Source organism: Amycolatopsis sp. PSD-21 (assembly GCF_055561455.1).
Genome location: NZ_CM145712.1, coordinates 7,168,505 through 7,191,223, shown reverse-complemented (window position 1 = coordinate 7,191,223; position 22,719 = coordinate 7,168,505). Strand labels below are relative to the sequence as shown.

18 protein-coding genes and 1 pseudogene are annotated in these 22,719 nt (G+C 65.5%); 16 read left to right on the top strand and 3 right to left on the bottom strand.

The genetic code is table 11. The features are described from left to right. Nucleotides 1-554: 554 nt before the first annotated feature. From ACZ1DY_RS33680 to ACZ1DY_RS33645, 8 genes are all read left to right on the top strand, one after another. Complete coding sequence (locus ACZ1DY_RS33680) at nucleotides 555-1,400, top strand: hypothetical protein (protein WP_465482092.1); 846 nt, start codon at nucleotides 555-557, stop codon at nucleotides 1,398-1,400. A gap of 65 nt (nucleotides 1,401-1,465) precedes the next feature. After that, nucleotides 1,466-1,711: a hypothetical protein gene (locus ACZ1DY_RS33675; RefSeq protein WP_465482091.1), complete on the top strand. Its 246-nt coding sequence runs from the start codon at nucleotides 1,466-1,468 to the stop codon at nucleotides 1,709-1,711. Further along, entirely contained in the window at nucleotides 1,708-2,655 is a 948-nt protein-coding gene (locus ACZ1DY_RS33670) for a conjugal transfer protein (RefSeq protein WP_465482090.1), read from the top strand. Before ACZ1DY_RS33675 ends, ACZ1DY_RS33670 begins: the two co-directional genes overlap by 4 nt. Before the next feature lie 9 nt (nucleotides 2,656-2,664). Beyond that, nucleotides 2,665-2,910: a hypothetical protein gene (locus ACZ1DY_RS33665; RefSeq protein WP_465482089.1), complete on the top strand. Its 246-nt coding sequence runs from the start codon at nucleotides 2,665-2,667 to the stop codon at nucleotides 2,908-2,910. Nucleotides 2,911-3,047: 137 nt separating this feature from the next. Continuing rightward, nucleotides 3,048-3,374 carry a hypothetical protein gene (locus tag ACZ1DY_RS33660; protein WP_465482088.1) on the top strand — a complete coding sequence of 109 codons (327 nt, stop codon included), beginning with the start codon at nucleotides 3,048-3,050 and terminating at the stop codon, nucleotides 3,372-3,374. Then, a complete protein-coding gene (locus tag ACZ1DY_RS33655) occupies nucleotides 3,374-5,938 on the top strand; it encodes an ATP-binding protein (RefSeq protein ID WP_465482087.1) in 2,565 nt (854 codons plus the stop codon). The genes ACZ1DY_RS33660 and ACZ1DY_RS33655 overlap by 1 nt, the downstream gene beginning before the upstream one ends. A gap of 61 nt (nucleotides 5,939-5,999) precedes the next feature. Continuing rightward, the gene (locus ACZ1DY_RS33650) at nucleotides 6,000-8,024 is read left to right on the top strand and encodes a hypothetical protein (protein WP_465482086.1); all 2,025 of its coding nucleotides are present in this window, start codon (nucleotides 6,000-6,002) and stop codon (nucleotides 8,022-8,024) included. After that, nucleotides 8,021-9,169, top strand: a complete 1,149-nt coding sequence (locus ACZ1DY_RS33645) for a C40 family peptidase (protein ID WP_465482085.1) — start codon at nucleotides 8,021-8,023, stop codon at nucleotides 9,167-9,169. The genes ACZ1DY_RS33650 and ACZ1DY_RS33645 overlap by 4 nt, the downstream gene beginning before the upstream one ends. Nucleotides 9,170-9,195: 26 nt before the next feature. Here the strand turns inward: ACZ1DY_RS33645 and eccCb are convergent, their stop codons facing one another. The 3 genes and pseudogenes from eccCb to ACZ1DY_RS33630 all read right to left on the bottom strand — a co-directional run bounded on the left by eccCb (nucleotide 9,196) and on the right by ACZ1DY_RS33630 (nucleotide 11,974). Further along, nucleotides 9,196-10,827 (bottom strand): type VII secretion protein EccCb, encoded by a 1,632-nt coding sequence (eccCb, locus tag ACZ1DY_RS33640; protein WP_465485741.1) that lies wholly within the window; start codon nucleotides 10,825-10,827, stop codon nucleotides 9,196-9,198. 72 nt (nucleotides 10,828-10,899) lie between these two features. Next, nucleotides 10,900-11,592 (bottom strand): annotated as a pseudogene (locus ACZ1DY_RS33635) (caspase family protein); the annotation flags it as partial. A gap of 4 nt (nucleotides 11,593-11,596) precedes the next feature. Then, nucleotides 11,597-11,974 carry an effector-associated constant component EACC1 gene (locus ACZ1DY_RS33630; RefSeq protein ID WP_465482084.1) on the bottom strand — a complete coding sequence of 126 codons (378 nt, stop codon included), beginning with the start codon at nucleotides 11,972-11,974 and terminating at the stop codon, nucleotides 11,597-11,599. A 250-nt stretch (nucleotides 11,975-12,224) separates the two neighbouring features. Here ACZ1DY_RS33630 and ACZ1DY_RS33625 point away from each other — a divergent pair, with 250 nt between their 5' ends. The 8 genes from ACZ1DY_RS33625 (at nucleotide 12,225) to ACZ1DY_RS33590 (ending at nucleotide 22,716) form a co-directional block, all read left to right on the top strand. Beyond that, the gene (locus ACZ1DY_RS33625; RefSeq protein WP_465482083.1) at nucleotides 12,225-12,722 is read left to right on the top strand and encodes a hypothetical protein; all 498 of its coding nucleotides are present in this window, start codon (nucleotides 12,225-12,227) and stop codon (nucleotides 12,720-12,722) included. Nucleotides 12,723-12,793: 71 nt separating this feature from the next. After that, nucleotides 12,794-14,920, top strand: a complete 2,127-nt coding sequence (locus ACZ1DY_RS33620) for a type IV secretory system conjugative DNA transfer family protein (protein WP_465482082.1) — start codon at nucleotides 12,794-12,796, stop codon at nucleotides 14,918-14,920. Between the two features lie 3 nt (nucleotides 14,921-14,923). Then, nucleotides 14,924-15,808, top strand: coding sequence for a replication-relaxation family protein (locus ACZ1DY_RS33615; RefSeq protein WP_465482081.1), 885 nt, complete (start codon nucleotides 14,924-14,926; stop codon nucleotides 15,806-15,808). Further along, nucleotides 15,808-16,902, top strand: a complete 1,095-nt coding sequence (locus ACZ1DY_RS33610; RefSeq protein ID WP_465482080.1) for a ParB/RepB/Spo0J family partition protein — start codon at nucleotides 15,808-15,810, stop codon at nucleotides 16,900-16,902. Before ACZ1DY_RS33615 ends, ACZ1DY_RS33610 begins: the two co-directional genes overlap by 1 nt. A 244-nt stretch (nucleotides 16,903-17,146) precedes the next feature. Further along, entirely contained in the window at nucleotides 17,147-18,013 is an 867-nt protein-coding gene (locus ACZ1DY_RS33605; protein WP_465482079.1) for a DUF4417 domain-containing protein, read from the top strand. Further along, nucleotides 18,013-18,336 (top strand): hypothetical protein, encoded by a 324-nt coding sequence (locus ACZ1DY_RS33600; RefSeq protein WP_465482078.1) that lies wholly within the window; start codon nucleotides 18,013-18,015, stop codon nucleotides 18,334-18,336. Before ACZ1DY_RS33605 ends, ACZ1DY_RS33600 begins: the two co-directional genes overlap by 1 nt. 10 nt (nucleotides 18,337-18,346) lie before the next feature. Continuing rightward, the gene (locus ACZ1DY_RS33595; RefSeq protein WP_465482077.1) at nucleotides 18,347-20,764 is read left to right on the top strand and encodes a hypothetical protein; all 2,418 of its coding nucleotides are present in this window, start codon (nucleotides 18,347-18,349) and stop codon (nucleotides 20,762-20,764) included. Beyond that, nucleotides 20,764-22,716 (top strand): hypothetical protein, encoded by a 1,953-nt coding sequence (locus ACZ1DY_RS33590; RefSeq protein ID WP_465482076.1) that lies wholly within the window; start codon nucleotides 20,764-20,766, stop codon nucleotides 22,714-22,716. Before ACZ1DY_RS33595 ends, ACZ1DY_RS33590 begins: the two co-directional genes overlap by 1 nt. Nucleotides 22,717-22,719: the final 3 nt, after the last annotated feature.

The window sequence follows — 22,719 nt, the reverse complement described above, 5'->3', positions numbered from 1 at the left end:
ACCGTTGGCATGTAGAAGGGGGCAGCAGAGTAGCGGCGATCGCCAGACTTGAGACGTTGATCGTAGCACCAAGCGGGCCCGTCCTCTGGCCCTTCGGACGGCCCAGGAACGACCGTGCTGACCCAGACGTGTTCATCCAGCCCATCCCGAACCTGCCGAGACCTACTCCGGCCAACGGCGAGACTGCGCCACCACGAAGAGACGGGCTGACGAATCGAAAGAGATCGACCGAGACATGCACTTTCAGTTGTCGCTCGGATTCACCGACCGACTGACGCTCATGTCCATGTCGCACGGGCGCCTAACGAGACTGTCCGAGACTTCGTCTCGTTCGGCTGGAAGAGCAGCGAGACTCAGCCGTGGTTCTCGTCTCGCGAGGTTGGCCGGAGTCTCCCTCTCCCGCTGGCAGCCTTCGGGCGGAGACGTCTTGGCGGACTCCGAACGGGTGAAGGTTGGCTTGCCCCAGAGCCGGAGCAAGGATCTGGGCCAGGGAAGGGGCGAGGGGCGGTTTCGAGCCTCGTGGCGATCTTGTCGCCACTCGAAGGGCCGTCACGATGTCCACCTCATCCAGCCCGCTCACCGCGCTCCAACGGCAGTTCGCTCACCCGAAGTCGCGCTCGCGATTCGACACTGCTCTGCGTTCTTGGTCGGCGCAGGACCCCGCGCTGGCAGACGCCGGTACTCACGAGCGGCTTTCGGAATTCCTCGCGACCCGTGACTACGCGCGTCACGACGAAGTTCTGCACGCGCTGTTGCGGCGGGCCGCGCTCGCCGGAGCCGAAGGGGTCGTCGCGGCGGAAGTCGTGCTGAACGCCATGTTGCCCGCAGTGCCCCGGATCGCCGGACGAGTCATCCGGGCGAGCCGGGCAGCGATTGGCACCTTCGGAGCCCGTCGTGGTGTCACCGGAGGCGGGGTCTCGGCGAACGAGGCCAACGCTGATGTCCAGTCTGCGGTCATCGGTCACTTGTGGGAGCAGATTCGCTGCTACCCACTTCGGCGACGGCACCACGTCGCGGCCAACATGGTCTTCGACACTCAAAGGGCCGCGCTTCGCGCACTCGGTGTCGACATCACTCAAGTCTCTGCCGAGGTCGTGACCATGGACGACGGTGCGGTGTCTCAGCCGCTGGCTGAGACACCGACGGAGAGGGATGCGTCGGAGGAGTTGCTGGAGCTGCTGGCCTGGGCGGTTGAGCAGCGATGGCTCGACGAACAGGACGCGGCGATCCTGACCGCTCGCTACTTCGGAGAGCAGATGGGCCGGGATGGGGTCGCGACCGATCGACAGCTCGGGGCGCTGCTCGGCGTGAGCCAGCCGACGGCGACGCGGAGGCGGAATCGAGCGCTCGGCGCGTTGGTCGAGGCTGGTCGTGAATGGCAGCGCTCCGGCCTGGGATGAATCAAAGGTCGGCGGGGCTGGGCGTGTCTTGAGCACCGCAACCCGCCAGACCTCAGGGAGCTTCCGTGACCGGACCCCGTGTCGACCTCGCCCCCGGCGAACTGCTCATTGCCCACGCCCGTGTTCGGGCGAGGGATCTGGGGCGGCGACTTGAGTCGACAATGGTCGATCGGCAGTTGTACGTCGAGCTCCGACGTTTTCTCGATGAGATCGGTTTCCCGGCCTGTGACGCCTTCGACGCGCTCGCCGGTTCTGACGATCGAGAGCTACGCAAACGCCTGCACCAGGTGTTGGGAATCGAGGCGCGGTGAAGAAGCGTCGCGAGAGCCGAATCGCACAGGCGATTCCCGATGCTCAGCTGGAGTCCGTTGTCCACACTGCGGCCCGGCGGATCGGCCGGGTGGTGGGGTGGTGTGTGGTCGTCGCGAGCCCGCTGGCCGTGGTCGTGGGCCTGGTGGTGCTGCGTCCGAGTGCACCGGCTGAAGCGCCACGGTTTGAGCAGCAGCTCGAGGCCGGCGAGCCGCAGGGCTGGGCGGAGATGTATGTCCGGTCGTGGCTGTCGGCCAACCGTGACGACTCCGCTGGGTTGGAGGCCTTCTACCCGGCGGGGATGAAGTCGACTCGCGCGGTCGGGACGCAGATTCCGGTCGAGACCAGCACGTTGTCGGTCGTGTCGCTGCGGCCGGGCGCATGGTCGGTGATGGTCGCGGCCAACATCTTGGCCCAGCAGCCCGATGGCAAGCACCGTGCGAGGCTGGCCTGTGCCGCGGTCAGCCTCGTCGGAGGCGTCGAAGGCTATGTCGCAGCGTCGCTTCCGGCGCCAGTGGCGTGTCCGCGACCGCTCGTCGCGGTCGACCTCGATTACCGGGAGACCGCGGAGCTGAACGGGCCGATCGGGCAATCCGTGCACGGCTTTCTGGTCGCCTATCTGGTCGGTCGAGGGGATCTGAACCGCTACATCGCGCCAGGGGTGAGCATTGGCGCGATCAGTCCGCCGCTGTATGCCGAGGTCCAGCTGCTGGAGCTGCGTACACACGAGCAATTCGAGCCCGGCCAGGCGGCCCGGCCGCTGGATGGAACCGAGGTTCACGCGACCGCTCGAGCCTGGGGATACGACGTACTCGGGCAGGTCACCACGATCGATTACGCCCTCACCCTCGTAGCGCGGGCAGGTCGCTGGGAAGTCAGCCGAATCGACCCTGCTCCGCTTGTTGCTGGAGCACCCGCAACACCTCCGACTCCGGCCGGAGAATAGGAGAAAAAGATGTCCTCCATCGTGTTCGCAGCCGACGTCAAGACCTGGATCGACACCAACCTCGCCTGGGGAGACCAGGCCGTCCGCCGCCTGATCCTGCTCGTGGCCGTCGTGGGTGGAATCGGTCTGCTGATTGGGACACGAGGCAACTTCACTCGCGCTATCAAGTACGGCGTGATCGCTGCGGTCTTCCTCGGCATTTTACTCAACCTCGATGGTGTGTCGGGAATGTTCGGCGCCTGGTTCACCAAATGACCGCGCAACGGTCACGCGGGGGTGTCCTTATTGGACGGTCGTACACGAGGTCGCGCCGTTTTCCGCGGATGTTCGGGCGTATGCCGGGCCGGGATGGTGGATACTTGCCTGGCGGCCCGTACACGCTCACACAGGGCGTGGTTTTCCTCGTTCTTCTGCTGGCAGTGTGGAAGCTGCCGCTCCTGGATTGGCTTGGCCCAGCGCGCTGGGGCGTGCCGCTGTCCGCGATCGCAGTTCGTCGCGCGCGGATCGAGTCGCGGACGCCCGCTAGCTGGCTGATCGGCCTCGTTACGCATCTGCTCGCGCCATCTTCGGGAATGCTGGCGGGTCGGTCCTATCGGTCGGAGCGGCCGGTGTCGTGCACGACGCGGTTCCACCTGCACGCTGTGGACAAGGCTCAACAGCCTGTGGATAGCGCCGCGCCGAAGTCGTGCCTGCAGCGGCTGCTCGCCGGAGCCCGGTGATGGAGAGCCAGATCCAGGACATCAGCGGCAACCTGATGTTCTGCGCGGATGGGTCGGTTTGGGCGGTGTGGCGTGCACATCCGCGCGAAAGCGCTCGCTCGACCGGAAAGCAGCTGCACGAGCTCTACAGCCGCACCGTCACGTTCATGAAATCGCTGCGCGGCGAGGTGATGCTGGCGTCGCTGTGTGAACAGGTCCAGCCTCACGCGATCATCCGGCGCTGCGTTGGTGGTATCGACCTCGACGAGAATCCGCATTGGGCGGAAACGGTGCACAATGCCTGGGACCAGCTCGACGACCTCGACGTGCTCGGCCGCAGCTATTGGATCGCCAAACCGCTCGCCGGCAGCGGCTGGCGTGACGGAGGCCGCGCCCTGCTGCGAGCTGCGGGAGCGGCATTGAGCGCAGGCCTCGGCGTTCCGCCGCGCCCCGCGTCGGCTCAAGCTGTCGCTGAGGCACAGGAACTGGCGCGCGTCATCGAGCACGAGCTCGGTGGCGCGATTCCGCTTCGCCCGGCGACCGAAGCCGAACTGCTGTGGTGGTTGAGCCGCGCTCCGGTCAGGGGCGTTCGCGAGCCTCAGCTCGAACGCGCGTCGACCGTGCACAACACCGGCGCGACTGTGTCGCGTGGCCGGAGTCGTGCTCGGCTGGTGACGTTGCGCGGGACCGTGTTCGACGAAGGTGGTCGCAGCGACGAAGGCAAGCGCCTGGGAAATCCGCTGCAGGTCTTGAACAAGCGGTTCCTCAAGTGCGTCACGCCGGACGACGACGGGCTCATCGAGAGCTATCAGGCCTTTCTCGTACTCGCGGAGATGCCCCGCGCTTTCAGCTTCCCCGGGCACGAGATCTTGTCGCGGCTGGCGAACATCGGTTTCGGAGTCGACTACGTCTTGCGTATCGCGGCCAAGACGAACGATGAGGCTCGCGCGGCCAACCGGCGACGCACCCGCGACCTGATGAGCCAAGACGACGAACACGGCGGAGACACCGCAGGCGTTCCAGCCGACGTTCACTCCGCTCAGGAGGAAATCCAGCACAAGAACGCTCGTCTCGGCGCGAGCACCACCGAAATCGAACTCGAGGTCGGCGTCGTCGCGTGCGTGTGGGGTGACACCGCCGACGAGTGCGACGCCCGGGCCAAAACATTGCGGCAGATGTTCTTGGGCGGCGAGTACAAGTGGGAGAGGCCGCTCGGTGGACAGAAGCAGCTCTATCAGGCGCTGCTTCCCGGCTATCGGACGCCGCTCGTCGTGCGCGAATGCAGCCAGAACCTCCTCGCCAGCGACTGCGCGATGCTGCTTCCGATGTCGTCCGCCGAGTTCGGCGACCCCAGCGGCGCGTTGTTCGGCATGGTCCTGGACGGTGGGGCGATCACGCCGTTCCTGCTGGACCCGACGTACGGGCCCACCCACGACTCGTCCGGAGGCCTTGCGGTGATCGGCGAACTCGGGTCTGGGAAATCGGTCGTGCTGAAGAACCTTGCCGCGGTCGTGCGGCTGATGCTCGACGGTTGTGTGATCGCCATCGACCGCACACGGAGCCGCGAGTGGGAACCTGTAGCGAAAGCGCTCCCGGGAAACTGCCAGGTGGTCGACATCATCGACCCCACGCTCGACAGCGAGCGAGAGGCGAACACCGAGCTCCGGCACTCCTGCGACCCACTGCGAGTCTTCCGCGGCAAGACGAAGTCCAGCACCGGCATCGCAGAGACCTTCTTCGCCTCCTGGCTGGACCTGGAATCCAACTCGGCCGAACGCGACGCACTCGGCCGCGCCCTCGACCAGGTCAGCGGCACGCCGACCGCGTCCAGCAACGCCCTCATCGACGTCCTCACCGACCACGGCGCTGCGGACCCAGCGTCTCGAGGCCTCGCCGACCGACTACGACGCCTTCGCCGCGATCCGATCACCCGGCCGATCTTCGATCCAGACCTTGAGCCCGTCGACATGCTCGCCGCCGACATGGTGGTCTTCTGCACCAACGAAGTCCCGCTCCCGAACACCCTCGAGATGAGTAACGAGCGCATGGCCGCCCGCATCCCGCCGAGGAAGCTCTTCGGCCGTGCCTTCCATCTCCTGATCGCCGCGATCGCCAAGGAGATCTGCTTCGGAACCCAGCGGTGGGGCCAATTCATCTGCGATGAGGCCTACAACGTCACCGGCACCCCCGAAGGACAGCAGATCGCCTTGGAGTTCGTCCGAGATGGGCGCAAGCACGCCGCCGACGCTGCCTTCGGCTCGCACTCCGAACGCGACCTCGGTGACGAAGTCCTTCGCGGCCTGATCGCCGTCCGGATGCTCGGCCGCCACCGCGACAGCGGTCTCGCCTGGCACGGGCTCGCGTGGCTCGGCGTCGACCCGGCCGACACCCGATACCAGGAGATCGTTACCAAAGACCTCTCACCGCTCAACCCCGCGGGCGGCGAAGAAGAACGCCGAGCGCGCGCCGGCGAGTTCCTGGTCCGCGACCACGCCGGACGGGTCGGCAAGGTCAAGATCTTGACACAGCCCTACCGGACGCTGCCTCAAGCCGTTCTCACCACGCCCACCGTCCGGCGCCCCTGAATCAAACCCGCTGGTACACGCCATGTCTCGAACACCACCGGCGCGACCTCGGGAGACGTTCATGACGCTCAGCGCGCGTGCCGCGAAACCTCTCGCGTTCGCCACCATCGTGCTCGTACTCCTGCTCGGCAACCCCGCGCCCGCCATCGCTCAAGTCGTGCCGCTGCCACCGAACGAACCGCGGCCGTGCCAACCGTACCCGCTGTGCCTCGTCGTTCCTGATCCGCGCGCGCCGCAGCCGACTCCACCGACCTTGGACCATCCCGATCCGGATGCGCCGACCCTGCCCTTGCAGGACGATCCCGGGCACGCAGCCCACCTCAAGGGCATGTTCACCATCGACGACGGCTACGGCCGCGACCTGCGCAACTACGACCTCTACGCCAATCTGCCGTGGCTGGTCAGCAACCCGATGCCGACGATCTGGCTCTGGCTGGCGAACATGGGCTTCGCCGTCGGCAAGTACGCGCTCGGCTTCTCGGTCTGGTTCACCGAATGGTCCATGACCGCCGGCGTCGTCGACTGGATCAAGGCACCCGCACAGGACCTCGAGAAGATCTGGCAGACCACCGTCATCGGGGGCTTGAAGCTTCGAGAGCTGGCCTTGCTCGTCGCGACCTGTTACCTCGGGCTGCTGTTCATGCGCGGTCTCACCACCCGAGCGTGGCGCGAGACCGTGTCCACGATCGCGATCAACGTCCTGGCCATCGCGATCATCACTCATCCCGTTGACTTCCTCGTCGGTGACGGGGGAGTGCTCAGCCTCAGCCGGGATCTCGGCGCTGACGTCAGCGCGGTGATCATGGGCAAGCAACCCGGCGGCACCGGCAACCCCGCGGCGCCGATCGGGCAAGCCCTGATCGACAACCTGCTCATCGCGCCGTGGGAGACTCTCAACTACGGGACGCCGGTTTCCGGCAGACAGGGCACGGGTGCCTGCCAGTACTCGATCAAGCAGATCCTCGACCAGGGGCCCTGGTCCGGCAAGGACAGCACGCCGGCCCGCGAGCTGGCCGGGTGCCCCGGCGAGTACGGCAAGTACAACGAGGTCGCCGATGGCGACCGCATGCTCGGTGCCTGGCTGTATGCCGTCGCGATGATCCTTTTCGCGATCCTCACCATCTGCCTCAACTCGATCCAGATCCTTGCCCCGTACCTCCTGCTCCTCGAAGGCCTCCTGCTCAGCCTGGCCCTGATCGCAGCCCTGATCCCGACGCTGCAGCACCAGCTGGCCTACCGCATCAGCTCGATAGCCGGAACCATCGCCAAGCTCCTGATGGGCATGTTCTTCATCGCCGTCATGACCGTTCTCCTGCGCTCGCTCATGCTCGCCGACCTCGGCCCGCAACTGGTCAAGTTCGCCGTCATCGACATCGTCGTCTTCTCCGGCTTCCTGTTCCGCAAAAGGCTCATGGCGAACCTGCAGCGGATCCGGTCCAGCGTCAACTCCGGTGTCCAGCGACTCGGCAGGCCACGTAGCGGGCCGAAATCCATGCCCTTGCCCATCGTCGAGTCTGGACCGCACCGGATCAGCCGCACGATCAAGACCGGCGCCGGCGCCTTCACCGAAGCCATCGCCCCGGCGAGCGACCTGAAGAACCGGCTGGTGACTGCGAGCAAAGTGGGCGGGAAGGCCGGCAGCAAGGCCGTCTCCTTCACCCTGGGCGCCCCGGTGTCCTGGCCTGCCGCCGCCAACCGCGCGCACACCGCCCTCACCGCACGGGGAACCGCCGCAAAAGCTGCGCTTGGGCGCAAGGCAGGCGCTGTGAAGGCCTACGCCTCTACCTACGCCGGCAACATCGGCGCTGCCGCAAGCCCGCTGATGAATGTCGCGACCACCGCGGCGTCGGTTCTCGGTAGCCGCCGTTCATCTGGCGAGTCGCCGGTTGCGCCTCAGCCCGCCAGGACTTCGGCCACTCCCGAGTTCACCGGGACCGACCTCGCGGCTCCCACTCCCGACAGCACAGGACCGAGAAAGCCACGCAACCAGAGCCCGGACCCGGCACCGCTACCGCCCGGGATGCTGCCGATCACGCCGACGTGGTCGCAACGCTTGCGTTCCCGGCTGAATGAGCACCGGTCATGAACCCGCTGCTCACTCTGCAAGTTGCCGAGCACGTCCGCAACGAGGTCCGTGAACATCCGAAACGATGGGGCTGCCTCGCTCTCATTCTCCTGTTCGGACCAGCCATCGCCTGCGTGCTCGTCGCCGTCTTGATCATCGTCGTCATCGCCGCGGGAGCAGACGGATCAAACTCGACGCCAGGACACGTGCCCGGCATCCCAGACGTCATGCTCACCGCCTACCAGCAGGCGGCTCAGCGCATCGGCGGCCTCAGGCCCGCCTGCGTCGGGATGCGCTGGTCGATCCTCGCAGGCATCGCGGAAGCCGAATCCCGCCACGCGTCCGGCCGGACGATCGCGCCCAACGGGGACATCAGCCCACCGATCCTCGGCCCGGCTCTCGACGGCAGCGGCGTTGGAGGCAACCGCACTCCCATCCGAAATCCCGACGGAACCTTCGCCCGCGCCGTCGGCCCATTCCAGTTCCTCACGACCACCTGGGCCGGCGTCGAACAAGACGGCAACAACGACGGCGCCCGCAACCCACACAACGCCTTCGACGCCGCTCTCGGCGCGGCGGTCTACCTGTGCGGAACCGGGCCTCGGAACTTAAAGGACCACACCCAGCTGCGCGCCGCGCTCTTGAGGTACAACGCCAGTCAGACCTACGTCGCTCAGGTCCTCGCCAACATCGAACGCTACGACACGGTTGACCTCCAACCGCCCGTCAACGCCTCTGGAGCAGCGAAGATCGTCATCGACGCCGCCATGTCGCAGCTCGGCGTGCCGTACGCCTGGGGCGGAGGCACAGCCGCAGGACCGAGCCGCGGGATCCGGGACGGCGGCGTCGCGGACCGGCATGGCGACTACAACAAGATCGGCTTTGACTGCAGCGGTCTCGTCCTCTTCGCTTACGCCAAGGTCGATGTCGCCTTGCCTCACAACAGCAGAGCGCAGTTTGCCAGCGGGACGAGACTGCCTAAGGAGGCGAGTTTGGCAGTCCTTCGACCAGGCGACCTCATTTTCTACAGCCCAGGCTTAATCCACCACGTTGGTATTTACGTCGGCGACCGCAAGATGATCAACGCCCCTTACTCTGGCGCCGAGGTTCGGCTCGACCCGATCGAACTCGCTGAGTACGCGGGTGGCGTTCGTCTCTTGCGCTAGGTCTGTGCCGAGCTACCCCCCCACCTTCACTCGGTACCCTGAACTTGTTTCCGTGACTCCTCGACGAGCTTGGTGCTCGGATCAGTCCATGCAATCTGGACGGCTCGTGTGCCGTGTCTGAGGTTGAACAAGGCTCCGCGGCCAGGTGGTAGATCGGCTGGTTCGAGGTCATCAATCAGCGCGCCTTCGCTCGGAGATCCGTTCATCACCATGCCGGGTATTCGGAGTTCTCCCAGCTTGCTGATGACTGCGTCGTTGAGTGATTTGGCACCGCCGCCGGCACGTCGTGCGATAACCAGATGAAGCCCGACGTCTTTGGACTGTGCGAGGAGTTCAGTGAGTGGTTCGAGCGGGTTGTTTCTCAGCGTGGCGACTAGATCGTAGTCGTCGACGATAACGAACAGCTCCGGGCCGTTCCACCACGACCGGGCCTTGAGCTGTTCCTGCGTGACGTCCGGACCGGGGAGCCGTCGGGTCATCGACCCGTGCACGTCCTTGACCATGCTCTCCAGCTGCGCGGCGGACACCGCGTAGCCGAGCAGCTGGTCCCCGCCGATGAAGCCGAGCATCGTGCGCCGGTAGTCGACGAGGATGATGACCGCTTCCTCCGTCGTGTACCGCTCGGTGATGCCCCTGGTGATCTGGCGCAGCAGGTTCGTCTTGCCCGACGCGCCGTCCGCGAACGCGTAGAAGTGCGAATCGGCGGTGAAGTCGAGATACACCGGCTGTCGATCTTGCTCGTCGATGCCGATCGGCACCAGCTTCGTGTCGCGCTTGGTGTCCGACTTGAGAACCTCCTCGTAGGTGACCACCTTGGCTGCGTCGCCGGTTAAGACGGTTTCGAGTTTGTCTATCACGCTTTGGAGATCGTCATCCGACTCGACCGCTCGAGGTAACGCGGTGAGAAACCGTACTCCGTCGTACAGTCCCCAGCCGGCGCGATCCGGAAGAGTGGCGGAGAGGTCCGGGTCGATCTTCGATTCCGCCGGATCGGGGAGGACCAGTTCCACGCGGGCCTGGAGTAGTCGGTCGACTTCCGCTGGTATCTCTGACCAGTGCCTCGCGGTGATGACGACGTGTACGCCCCTGTCCAGCCCCGCGCTGGCGATCCTTCTAACGGCGTGAGGGAGGCTCGGGACCTCTTGGCTGAACTGGTCCCAGCCGTCGATGATCAGGAAGATGTCGCCGTTATTGCCGGAGGGAAGCTTTCCCATCTCCCGGAGCCGACGGAACTGAGCGACATTCCGAACCTGCGCGGCCCGGAAGAGGCGGTCCCGTTGTGCGATGATCGAATCGATCTCTGATAGGCACCGGGTAACCTTGTTTGCTTCGTAAGGACTAACGATCTCTCGGACACGATTATGGCCGATCAGATTGACGAACTGGCCGCTGGCGTCAAGGCAGTAGAAGATCACGTCTTCGGCTTGATACCGAGCCGTGAGTCCCTCGATGAGTGTTCGCACGAGAACGGATTTCCCAGAGTAGATCTTGCCGACCACACCGACATGCCGGGCCTGGGTGGCGAAGTCCAGGCTCACGATGTCGTCTGTGTTGCGATCCACCTGGTACGCCTGACCGATCGGCGTCGAAAGACAGGAGCGATCAGCTTTTTCGGCCAGGAAATCCTGCAGTTGCGGCGACTGGGCGAACTCGTCCACGACCAGTCGACGCGACTTCACGTTCGCGATTTTGAATGAGCCCTCGGCGCTGTTGAACCTGGTCGGCAACTGGATTCGGTTCGAGTCATCGCGTCGCTTGAGCTCGTCGAAAACGTAGCTGTAGAGGTCCTCGGCGGTGATGATGTCACCGCCCGTGCGGGCCGCGACGCCGCCACTGAGTCCCTTGAGTACGGCATCGGTGAAGATGGAGTATGGCTGAGGATTGTTCAGCACAAGCTTCTCGTCTTCGTAAGCCCGATGCAAAGCACTCGTGGCCGCCATGATGTAGGTGCCTTTGCCGAGACTGTCGTTCAGCACCACCCGGTTGTCGGACTTGGCCATCGGCATGCGGGTGAACATCCCGCTGTAACAGCAGTCCAACAGGACTGCCTTGTTCCGGGCCTGGCATTCGTGCAGCAGATGCTGGACGACGATCGCCGGAATGGCGGTCGAGTACGGCCTGTCGCACTCCGTGTCATGGGTGGCGAAGAAAAGCTGATTGTCCGAACTCTTCAGGCCGTGGCCGGAGATGTACAGCAGGACCAGGTCATCGGGCGAACAGTCGGCGAACAGCTTCTCCATCTCGTACTCGATGAAGGACTTTCGACTGTCGAGCAGCACGGGTATCTGCTCGAACCCACCGATCGATGGGTCTTCAAGGAGGTGTTGCAATCTCTGTGTCTCCTGCACTGGAGCGCGCAGGTTCGGCAGCTTGCTGTCGGAGTACCGAGCGGTCGCGACAAGCAAGGCACGGCGTCGGCCCATCGGTCTAACGCTCCAGTTCGTCGTCTGCCTTCGTCAAGAGCTGTTCGACGATGCGGGCCTGGTCCTTCGCTGAGAGCGCGGTCAACTCGAGTTTCTTGTCGCCGTCGACCCAGGTGACGGAACGGGCCTTTGTGCGTTCAAGCCAGGCGATAGTCACTTTGTACAGCGCCGTAACCGTGCCACCTGAAAGAACGCCTGTGAGCGCTAGTTCGGCGATACTGCCGCCGACCCCGGACTTTGCGCCGGCCACTGCGTTTTCCGGTGCGCGCTGGACGTTGACCACGCCAAGTGTGCGCAGGTCGTCGTACAGGGAGTTCGTGACGCGGTCCAGGTGATCGTCGTCAGGATGTCCGGTATCGATCCGCAGTACGACGGCGCTCATTCAACTCCCCCTTGCCAGCTGATAGTTCTCCCGGACAGCCTACGACACGCCTCACTTCGTACGCAGGCAGCTTGTCTCGCCGGTCGCCTGATCTGCATCGAACAGGGCTGAGTCAGTGCGTGTCTTTGACATGAAGCGGCGAGATTTTTCTGCGGTTGACCGCGCGTTCGGTCCGGCGTCGGCGTGTTCTGGGACCTCAGGTATTTCCGCTGGTCAACCATCGAGAGTCAGGCATTCTGCTAATGCCGACTTGTTCCCCCATGGCCGTCAGGCCATCCAGGGAACCAGCGCGCCGAAGGCGCTCGATCTCCACCACGTGCTCGCCGAGCCCGCGCTGTGGTGGGTGACCACGGCGGTGGTCGCGATCCTGATCGCGGTCTTCGTCCTCCACCGACACTTCCGTTCCCACCACCTCCGCTCCAGAGTCAGTTACGACCTCCTCCCGACCGCCACGTTCGACCCGTCACTCCAGGGCGTCCTGGCGTTCGCGCACCAGCTCGGCCGGGTGCGCCCGGTACACGGCTGGGTGCCGAAGTCCGCGGTCGGTGTCCGGGTGCGGTTCAGCACCGACGAGGCGTTCGGGAAGCTGACGATGAGCGTGGAGGGCCGGGAGTCGATCACTGGTGTGATCAACAAGCTGACCTATCCGGAAGTCGAAATCCGCCGCAACGCGGTCGACCGAGGAGATGCCTCCCGGCACAGCGGACGAAGGCGAGATGACCTCCGTACGGGCGGGGGAGCACGATGAACTTCTTGCGAGACCTCCGGGCACGCCGAAGCGAGGAGACTTCTCCTTCGGCTGAGGGAGCGCAGGTACATGTGGCACGCGCCGAGCTGGTTCTCGCGCGACCGGCCCACCTCGCGCTCAAGGCGCTGCCCCTTCGGCCGGACGACCCGCTCCAAGCTCTGGCGAACGCGCTCGGCGACGTCCGGCCCGACCTCGGCGAGACGGTCGACATCTGCATCGACCTGATTCCGCTGACTCCCGCGAGGATCCGCCACCTCGCGCGTCAGACCGTAAAGCAGGAAGGGACGGTAACGGGAGCGCTCGTTGAGGCCGCCGGCGAGATCATCGGCGAGTTCGTGCCGACGGCGCGTGGAGCCCGTCGGCCTGTGGCGGGAGTGGTCGCGCCGGTACCGAACAAGTTCGCCACGGACGAGCCGGTCTTCGCGGTCCAGCTGCTGATCCGATGCCGTTCGGAGATCCCCGGCCGCGCCGAGGCGCATCTGCGCAGCGTGATCGGCGCCTTCGACGTCTACCGCGGCGACAACTACTGGCGAGCTCGAGGGCCGCGCGTGCTGGGCTGGCATTTCGGCGCGGACACGGTCCTGATCCGCAGGTTTTTCGACCGGCGCTTCGACACCGGCCTGGCCAAGCCACACAGCCGGTCCTACGTGACGGCCAGCGAGATCGCGGCGCTGCTGAAGCCGCCATCCGGGCGTTGCCTGTCGCCGGTGATCGCCCGCAGCCGGGGCTGGGTCATGCCCACTCCCAGGGAGATCCCGCGGTACAAGCCCGGTGCGGGGCTGGTTCGGCTCGGCTATGTCACCGACCTCAACGGCGAGGACCGGCTCGTCGGGGTGCCGATCCGCGAGCTGCTCTTCTCGGCGCGGTTCGGGAAGGCCGGCTTCGGCAAGACCGAGGAAGCGCTCGCGCAGGCGATCGAGATCGCCCGGCTCGGCGGCGGGGTCTGGTTCCTGGATCCGCATGCCGACGGCTGGAAGCGCGCGAAACCGTACCTTTCGGATACTGAACTGCGGAATCGGCTGTGGGAGGTCAACCTCGACGTCCGAGGAAGGGACAAGCGGCTGCCCGGCTGGAACCCGCTCAGCATGCAGGGCTTCTCCGAGGAGGACATCGAAGACCGCGTCGACGCGGTCGTCACCTCGTTCGCCACAGCGCTGGGATGGGGAGACTCTGCGCCGAGGGCGAAGTCGATCCTGACCAAGGCGTGCGAGGCGCTCTGCTATCTCGCGATGCGACTGCCCGCCGAGTGCGCGCCCACGATCTTCCAGATCCCGACGCTCCTCGACGACGAAACCTGGCGCGACGAGATCTTGCGTGTCCTCAAGCCGAGCATTCGTCGCTACTGGACGGACTCGTTCACGAAGCTCGCACCGGACGCGACCACGGTCGTCACGAACATCATCAACCGCCTGCGCACCAGCCCGACGCTGTCCGCCTTCTTCGGCTCGTCGGTCACAACGTACAACGTCCGGCGGGCCATGGACACCGGGAAGATCGTCTTCGTCTGCACCACCGGCACCGGCGAGACGAACAAGCTGATCACCTCCTTCATGATCTACGACCTGTTTCGTGCCGGCCGCTCGCGCGCAGACACCCCGGTCGATCAGCGCCGCAGGTGCGACGCCTTCGTCGACGAGCTCGCCGCGGTCGACGGAGCGTCGCGCGGATACCTCGCCGCGATCCTGGAACAGCTGCGGAAGTACCGCGTCGCGCTGCACGCGATGAACCAGATGCCCGACCGGCTCGCGCCGGAGACCCGCAGGGCGCTGCTGCAGAACCAGTCGCTTCTGATGACCAGCGCCGCGGCGATCGACGGCGCCCGGACCGTGGCCCGCGAGTACGGAGGACTCGTCCAGCCCGCGACGATCACCGAGCTCGAGCAGTTCCACCATGTCGTCACAGTGACGCTCGGAGGCCAGCGCACGACGCCGTTCAAGATCCGCGGTCTCCACGTGGATGACGAATTCGCCGACCACTTCCACCCCGAGTGGAACGACGATGTCGACCGATGCCTCGACCGGAATCTGACCCGCAGGCCGATCGGCGAGGTCCTCGACGAACTCGAGGATCTCGATGACCGAATCCTCGACGCCTTGCGCGGCAACCAGCCGGCCCCCTGTGCGCGCCGCGGGCGGCCTCCATCCCGCGGGAGCGGCGCAGGCGTCGAGCTGCCGGCATCCGAGTCGACGGTGGAGTGACCGATGCCGCGACTCGACCCCTTCAAGCGCGAGGCCCTCGTAGTCCTCTACTGGCACCGCATGGTGTCTACGGAGCAAGTGCGGCGATTGATCGCGCCGACGAGGCCGATTCGCACCGTGCAGCACAAGCTTCTTGCCCTACAAGCAGATGGGCTTGCCGATGGCTTGCATCGGCAACACGCTCCCCGGACTTGGTACGTCACGGAGAGCGGCGCGGAACTGGTCGAGGAGTCCGGGCGAGTGGATTCCCGCCCGTACCGGATCCCGCGGGCGGCTGCGGTTGAGCTGCTGCAGGATCATGCGCTCGACGTCGTCGAAACCGGGCTCACCTTCACGACGACGGCCCGCCGGCGTGGGGACGAGTGCGGACCGCTGTCGTGGACTCCGGAGGTCGCCCACCGGTTCCGAGACGGCCGTGGACGACGCCAGGGCGTTGTCATCGCGGACGCGGTCCTCGACTACGTCCTCGAAGACGCCGGACGGCGGTCACAGCGAACGTTCTTCATCGAGCTGGACCGCGCGACCATGCCCGTCGCCCGGCTGGCTCAGAAACTCCGCTCCTACGCCCAGTACCACGACTATATCCCCGGAAAGCCGAACTCAGGTGGGCGTCCCGCCTGGCGAAGCCGGTACGCGCGCTTCCCGCGGCTTCTCATCGTCCTGTCCGGCGCTGCCGAGCACGTCCTCGAGCGTCGGCTCGCGGACCTGCGGGCCTACGCACAAGCGATGCACGGCCTGGCGCTCGCCGGCGATCGCGTGTGCGCGCTCGGCACGACCTTACAGAGGCTCCGAGACCCCGGACCGACTGCGGACATCGCACTTCCGCTGCTCGCCGAGAACGGCGCACCGGTATCCGCGTTCGCCTGGCCCAAGGCCGGTGGATCGTGATGGACGAGCCCGTTGACCTCGTCGAGCAGCTCGGGTTTTCGTCCCGGTTGCGCCAGCGTCGGTTCACCTTGCTTCCGTTGCGAGGTGAAGGAACTCCGTTCACAGACTCGCAGGGACGAGCGCCCGGTGACAGCACCGCGCCGGAAGAACTCGCTGACCTGATCTCCTCCATCGCGACCGTCGGCGTCCTTCAACCGGTTCTCGTTGAGGAGATAGACGTCGCCGGCAAGGCGCCCGCTATGAGGCTGACGGCGGGGGAGCGGCGCCTGAGGGCCTGCCGGTGGGGTGCGGTCCACAAGCCGGAAAACCCGCATTTCGCCGCGCTGCCGGCGGTCATCTGCCCTGGACCGTTGTCCGATGAGGAACGCCGAATCTGGCAGCTGGTCGAGAACCTCGCTCGCGAGAACCTGCGCCCCGGCGAGCTGGCAGCCGCGCTCGTCCTCGATCGCTGCGCGGTGCTGCTGGGCAAGTTGATCGCACATGGCCACAAGGTTCCCGCCGACGTCCACGCCATCGATGATCCGATCGCCCGGTTCTCCGCCATGGAGCGGATCCGCGGCGCCGACAAGAAATGCGCGGCGCCGTGGTCCCAGGTCCTGTCCCGCCTCGGCCTGCAGCTGACCCCGCGGAAGGCGCGCGAGCTGGTGCGCGCGTTCGCCGAGATGCCCCGCGAGATCGCCGAAGAAATGGACGAGGCCAAGATCAGCCTCAACACCCGCATCCGGTTCATCCAGCTCAACCGCGGGCGAGAGCAGGCAGCACAGGACATCTGGGCAGCGGTTAAGAAGACCAACCGGACTCGGCTGTTGAGCTCGGCTTTGACCGCTGCGGCCGATCCGACGGTCACGCCCGAGGAAGCTCTTGCCGAAGCAGAGCAACTGCATGAACAAGCAGACAGCGCTCGGGCCGACAAACTACGTGCCGACTCGCCGGTGACCGCTGACCCGGTTCCGTTGGTGGAACAACGACTTGTCGACAGCGCCCTTGCCAGCCTTCGTCACCTGGCCAGCGCGCTAGCTCGCGGTACTCGGCTCTCCGCGCACGATCTGGCGTCGCTCCGCCTTCTGGTCGATCAGCTCAACGGAACGGAGTAGTCCCTTGTCCGTCTTCCTCGGCCTGCCCACCGCCGCCGCGCCGGCCGCGCGGTGCGACTGCAGGCGCTGCCCCTGGTACGCGGGAGCTGACGCCGAGCCGGGTGCGGTTGTCGCGCCGGTGTGCTCGGGATGCAACTCTGACTGCAGTTACTGCGGCTGCGCCCGCGCGGAGGCCGCGCAGAGGGCAACCGCGTGCTCGAGCTGTCCGATCCGATGCGGTTCCCGAATCGACATCAGGGCGTGGATGGCCGATGTCGGGGAGACCCTTGAATTCGACGACGTCGTCCTCCGCGGCCGCTTGCCCGAAGGCTTGCCCTCCTTCATCCCGCAGGTCGATGGATCCGGCGCTGGCGACCTGGATGCCGCGTTGGGCTGGCCCGCCTACGCCGTCGGTCTTCGTCGCGTGTTCTCCCCGCAGTCGCACGCCATCTACCCGCGGTGGGATCAAGCAGCGACGGCCGCGGAAGCGTTGGGTCTCCCGCCCACGACGCTGACAGTCCTTTCGGGGTATGGAGAGGACCCGCTGGTCGAAGCGTTCTGGACGACACGGCACCGCGATCGGCTGCTCGAGCGGCTGGCGACGCTCAAATTCGATCTCGTCCTGGCCCCCAACTACTCGATCTACGGCAACTGGCCGCGCGCCGAACACCTGATCAACATGCGCAGGTCGCTGCTGCTCGCGGAGGAATTCGCCCACGCCGGTATGCCGGCCGTCCCGAACCTCTACTGGTTCCGGCTCGAGGACCTCCAGCGGTACGCCGCGTGGATCGCCGACACGGCACCGCCCGCCATCGCGATCAACCTCCAGACCGTGCGCGAGAACAAGAACTGGGAAACCTGGGCGTTGCCCGGTCTCGCCTGGCTTGCGGAGAACACCTCGGACGACCTCCCGGTCATCATCACCGGCCTGTCCCGTCAAGACCGCATCGCCACCGCCGTCGAGCTGTTCGGCACCAGGCTGATTCTCGTCAGCCAGAACCCGGCGCAGTACGCGCTCCACGGCGCCGTGATGACTCCGGAAGGGCGTAAGGACCTGAAAGCCCGTATCCCGGACGCCTTCGCCAGCTCCGTGCGCTATTTGGCGTCGCTCTTGCCCGAAGGAGGCAACTGATGCAGCGGACACTCTGGATTCTGCTCGGCTGGTCGCCCGAGTATGGGGCTGCAATGACCGTCGTCGCGGTGCTCGGTATCGATCAGGGAGACGACGGTCGGATCGAGCGGCACGTCGAATGGGTCCCGCGGGAGTATCAACGCTGCCTCACCTGGCGCGAACGCATCGCCTCGTCCGCGGAGGGCGACCTCCTCGCTCACATGGAGATCTGGGAGAACTCGCTCACCGCACCCGCCGCACGTATCGACCTCGTCCCCTCGGCACCTGATCTCGCTGCCGCTGTTCAGTATCAGCTCGACGACCTGCTCGGTAGCGCCGGCTGACCGGGTCTCCATGGGAACGAATTCCAAAACCAAGCACGCGGCCTACGCTGTCGGCCCTTCGGCTTCGGAGGGGACGCCGCTCGAGGACGGTCCGAAGTGGACTGATGTTGAGATTGCCTTGTCGGTCGTCGAAGGGTTCGCGCTCAACGGAGTTGATCCCGAGAACCCTTTCGAGCCAACGACGCTCGACCTGCCCGATGACATCGAAGAACGCTACGCGATGTTCGTGGAGGCGGTCCACGAGGCGCAAGCGGAAATCGCCAAGCTCAGCGGCGATCCGACCGAGTTCGAGGACGCCTTGCACGCCCAGTGCGAGCTGTTCCTGAACGGCATGACCCAGGACGAGCTCAAGGAACTCGCTGTAGCGCACGGGTTCAAGCACCCAGCGCTGGTGGGACTGTCCGAAACCAACGGAAACCCGTTGGTGCACTGGCTCGATCCGTCCTATCCGGACGACGCGATCACGAAGCAGACGATCCAGAGCGTCGCGATCAACAGGTTCGTGGCTTTGTGCTCCGGCGAAACAGTCGGCGGCAAGACACTGGAGCAGTGGCAACAACTCGACGCGAGCCTGATCGCAACGCCAAGCCATAGCGTGCCTCCGGGATTTACATCCTGGACGCCGACCGCTGCCGAGGTCCAGGCGGCGCAGGAAGCGATCAACTCGGTTGCGGATGCCGTCGAGACAGCCAAGGTCAACAGCTCGTGGGCTGATCCCGACCTCGTCGCGACTCTCATCGCCGCAGAAAACAAGCTGGCGACCGCCCACAACCCCGTGCTGGACGACTTGGAGACGATACGTTCCGCAGCGAAGCATCAAGTCGACCAAGCATTCACGGACATCGGTCCACATGAACTCTCCGCCGCGATACAAGCTGCGAAGGACCATGACCAGATCGCGCCTTTCCAGGCCAAGGTACTCAATGCCCACCAGGTTCTGAAGCTGCTGCGTGCGTCGACCGAGACGCAGGAACGGCTCGACCTCGAGCACCTCGCCGTCGAGCGCGCAGCAACGAAGGTGACGTTCGAAGCCAACATCGCCGAGCTGCAGAAAGCACTTGCATCCGGCGGTCTGCCCGGCCTCGCCGAACCAGGCGGTATCGCGGCGATGACCCAGTTTCTTGACCATGCGCACCAGGCGGGCGCCACCTACATAGATATGGGCGGCTGGAAACCAGTCGAACCGACACTCGCGCACAACGTGACCCTTCAGGTCGCACACACCGAGATCGCGCCGTGGGTAGACAAACAAGAACTGAAGGACCTGCGAGCCCTCGTTGTCTCCGCCAGCCTCCTCACAACTGAGCAAGCCGCGGCTGCGACGAAGTCTTTCTGCAAGTCGATGCTCGTCCACCAAGCGCATGGGTCCAGTGCGGCGGTCACGTCGCTGAAACACAGCTTGCAGGAGAAGGTGGCTCTCAAGAACAGCACGAAGTCATTGCCACCCAAGGCTGCGAAGGCGCCGATCTTGGCGACACCGAGGAGTGCGTTCGGCCGTCAGCACGCCGAGATGCTCTCAGCGCTGAAGCAGACCAAAGCCGCTCTCGCGGCCTTGCCGAAAGCGGTCGATCCATCTGCCGTCGCGGCTTGGGACTTCGGTGCCGGCAAACCCGCACATCTCGGCGGCACGCATCCGAAGACACTGCACACCGGGCCAGACGGGGCAACCTGGCTCGCGAAAGGCGAAGCGACTCCACGAGGCGGCGCGGTCGTCGCAGCTGAGGCCGCTACCTCGCGAGCACTTCAACGTGCGGGTTTGCCTGTGGTCCCCGTATTCGCCACCAAGATCAACGGAAAGCCGGCCTCCGTGCAGCCGATGCTCGTCGGCGCGACTGAGATGTCCGACAACCCCTCGACCTGGTCGCAGACCGACGTCGACGACATCGTCCGCCTGCACGTCGCAAGTTGGGCTCTGGGGAACCACGATCCGCACACCGGCAACGTCCTCCGGACCGGAGACGGCGGTCTCGTCCCGATCGACCACGGGCAGTCGTTCAAGTTCTACGGTCAGGACAAGCTGTCGATGTCGTTCCGGCCGAACAATATGACGGCCGTCTACCACCAGGCGTACGACGCCTTCAAGGCGGGCAAGCTCGCTAAAGGAGTCCGGGTCAACCCTGCTGCTGCCCACTCGGTGATCAAGCACCTCGAATCGGTTCCAGACGCGGAGTGGCGCGGATTGCTGCGGTCGGCCGCCTACGCCGGCGCCGCGCAGAAGCAGATGAAGTGGGCTCCGGCGATGCGTGCGAGGGCGGCCAAACAGCATGGCATCGCCGAGGCTGCGGTGACCACGAAACAGGTCGCTGAGGCCTTTCTGGACTATGCGGTCGACCGTAAGAAGAGCCTGCGCAAGGACTTTACCGAGTTCTTCCTCGGCGAGCTGAAGCTGGAGAACGCCGCGGCCCTTCAGCACGCAGGGAAGACCTGATGGGCACCAACTCAAAGACGGCTCACGCGAGCTACTCGATCACGCCTTCGACCCCGGCTGCCGAACCGGAGCTTCCTGACGAGGAGGTCTCCGTTGAAGAGCAGGCGCCGGCCGAGGCCGACAGTTCCAAGGAACCAGGTGCTCAGCCGCTGACGCCTCTCCCGGACACGCCGGACGTCGGTAAGCCGTTCGGCGAGCCGATTCTGGTGGGCGGGACCGACCTGCACGCATCGAGTGCCACCCTCGTGAGTTACGCCAGCGCCGAAGGGCCGCGCACCGTCCTGCACACACTGGTCAGCGAGGAGGCGGAAGAGAAGTTGCTCGACGCCATCCACGTCACCAAGGAGACAGCGCCCGTCCAGGTCGAGCAGGTCGTCCATGGCCGGCTTCCAGCAGACGAGGAGCACGAACTCGCCGACAAGATCATCGCGGCCGCGAAGAGCGTGAACCACCACCTCAAAGCGGGAGATCTCTCCGTCGGAAACCTTCCGTCGACAACGGAGCAGAAGATCAGTGACGCGAAGAAGGCGATGGAGGCCGCAGCGAAGGATATCGGCGACAGCCCGGGACCGGCGGACGCCGCGATGCTCGCGCACTACGCGGCGAAGCTGGCCGACGTCGAGGCGGCGGCCGCCGCAGCGAAGAACTGCGGGCACGTCAACCCGTACCTGCACGAAGGCGTCGCGACCGTCACCGTGACGATGCCCGTGCTCGCGAGCGACACTGGTGACCACCGAGTCGCCGGCCTCCTGCGTGACGCGACCCGGATCAAGCCGACCCTGGACTCCGAGACCGGCCAGGCCAGCTGGAACGGCATGGCGCGGTGGGAGAAGGTCGCCGGCAAGGAGTACGTGATCAATCTCGGCGACGGATTCCAGGCCGTCTACCGGCCTTACAGCGTCAACTCCCCGAAGACGACGGAGTTCTCTTTGCGTGGCCGGCTCGAGATCATCGCGCCCGCGGGTGAGGGGCACGGCCCGGACGTGGTCAACCGGCTCGGGCAGCTCAACCTGGCCAACCGCCCCATGACCCATGCCGAAGGCGAATACGGCTACCTCGCCGCGAACGTCAAGGCACAGAACCTGGCAGCCAAAGCCGAGGTGCAGGCTGCTATCGCAACCGGCGATCAGCTCGAGGAGATGACGCGCCAAGAGCTCTTCCACGAGCGTGCTCACCTCGCTGTCGGCCTGGACGACGCTCAGCTCGCGCGGTTCGCCAAAGACATCCAGCTGGACGCGCACACCCAGGCACTACCGACGAAGGTGAAAGTCCTGCGGGAAGCCGTGGCGAAAGCGACCGGGCACCAGACCGGCGAGGCACTCGCCGCCACCGCGGGCTACGACCCGGCTCCTCGGCGGTCCGGCGGCTGGCTGACGTGGAACCGCTTCGATGTCGGCAACTCGATGCCGAAGCTGACCGCTGCGTTCAAGGGCAAGGCTCTGGTCCACGCCACGTCGGCATCGGGATTGAAGGCGATGCTGGCGAACGGTGTGCTCGCGTCCACCGAGCGCCGGACGTTGATGGGAGTAAGCCGCGGCGTCGGCATGAGTGAAGACCAGGACAAGTTCACCGGCGGGGCGAGCTCCGTCTTCCTGCGCGTGCTCGGCAAGCCACCGTCACACGATGGCCCGAAGCTGGTGTGGGACCAACCTGAGCGGCTGATGCACCGTGCTGATTACTACGGCGCGAATGCGGACACCTACGGGGCCGTCAACCCCTCGAAGAGTGGCAAGTACGCGTCGTCCACGCGAGATGCCTTCAAGATCGCCGGCTTCTCTAGCCCCGCCAACGAGGTCATGTTCGGTGATGGAATCGATCTGCTGGGTGCTGAAGGACCGTCGAGAATTCTCTGCGAGAGCAAGGAGCAGCGGGACGAGATCCGGGCCATGTTCACGGCCAAAGGCATCACGCATATCGCTGGCAAACCGATCGACGACGTTCTGAAGGCATGAAGG

Coding starts and splice junctions, on each gene's coding strand:
- ACZ1DY_RS33590 (WP_465482076.1), top strand. CDS start 20,764: ATGGGCACCAACTCAAAGACGGCTCACGCGAGCTACTCGATCACGCCT.
- ACZ1DY_RS33595 (WP_465482077.1), top strand. CDS start 18,347: ATGGGAACGAATTCCAAAACCAAGCACGCGGCCTACGCTGTCGGCCCT.
- ACZ1DY_RS33615 (WP_465482081.1), top strand. CDS start 14,924: ATGCCGCGACTCGACCCCTTCAAGCGCGAGGCCCTCGTAGTCCTCTAC.
- ACZ1DY_RS33605 (WP_465482079.1), top strand. CDS start 17,147: ATGGCCGATGTCGGGGAGACCCTTGAATTCGACGACGTCGTCCTCCGC.
- ACZ1DY_RS33650 (WP_465482086.1), top strand. CDS start 6,000: ATGACGCTCAGCGCGCGTGCCGCGAAACCTCTCGCGTTCGCCACCATC.
- ACZ1DY_RS33610 (WP_465482080.1), top strand. CDS start 15,808: ATGGACGAGCCCGTTGACCTCGTCGAGCAGCTCGGGTTTTCGTCCCGG.
- ACZ1DY_RS33655 (WP_465482087.1), top strand. CDS start 3,374: ATGGAGAGCCAGATCCAGGACATCAGCGGCAACCTGATGTTCTGCGCG.
- ACZ1DY_RS33665 (WP_465482089.1), top strand. CDS start 2,665: ATGTCCTCCATCGTGTTCGCAGCCGACGTCAAGACCTGGATCGACACC.
- ACZ1DY_RS33680 (WP_465482092.1), top strand. CDS start 555: ATGTCCACCTCATCCAGCCCGCTCACCGCGCTCCAACGGCAGTTCGCT.
- ACZ1DY_RS33630 (WP_465482084.1), bottom strand. CDS start 11,974: ATGAGCGCCGTCGTACTGCGGATCGATACCGGACATCCTGACGACGAT.
- ACZ1DY_RS33600 (WP_465482078.1), top strand. CDS start 18,013: ATGCAGCGGACACTCTGGATTCTGCTCGGCTGGTCGCCCGAGTATGGG.
- ACZ1DY_RS33645 (WP_465482085.1), top strand. CDS start 8,021: ATGAACCCGCTGCTCACTCTGCAAGTTGCCGAGCACGTCCGCAACGAG.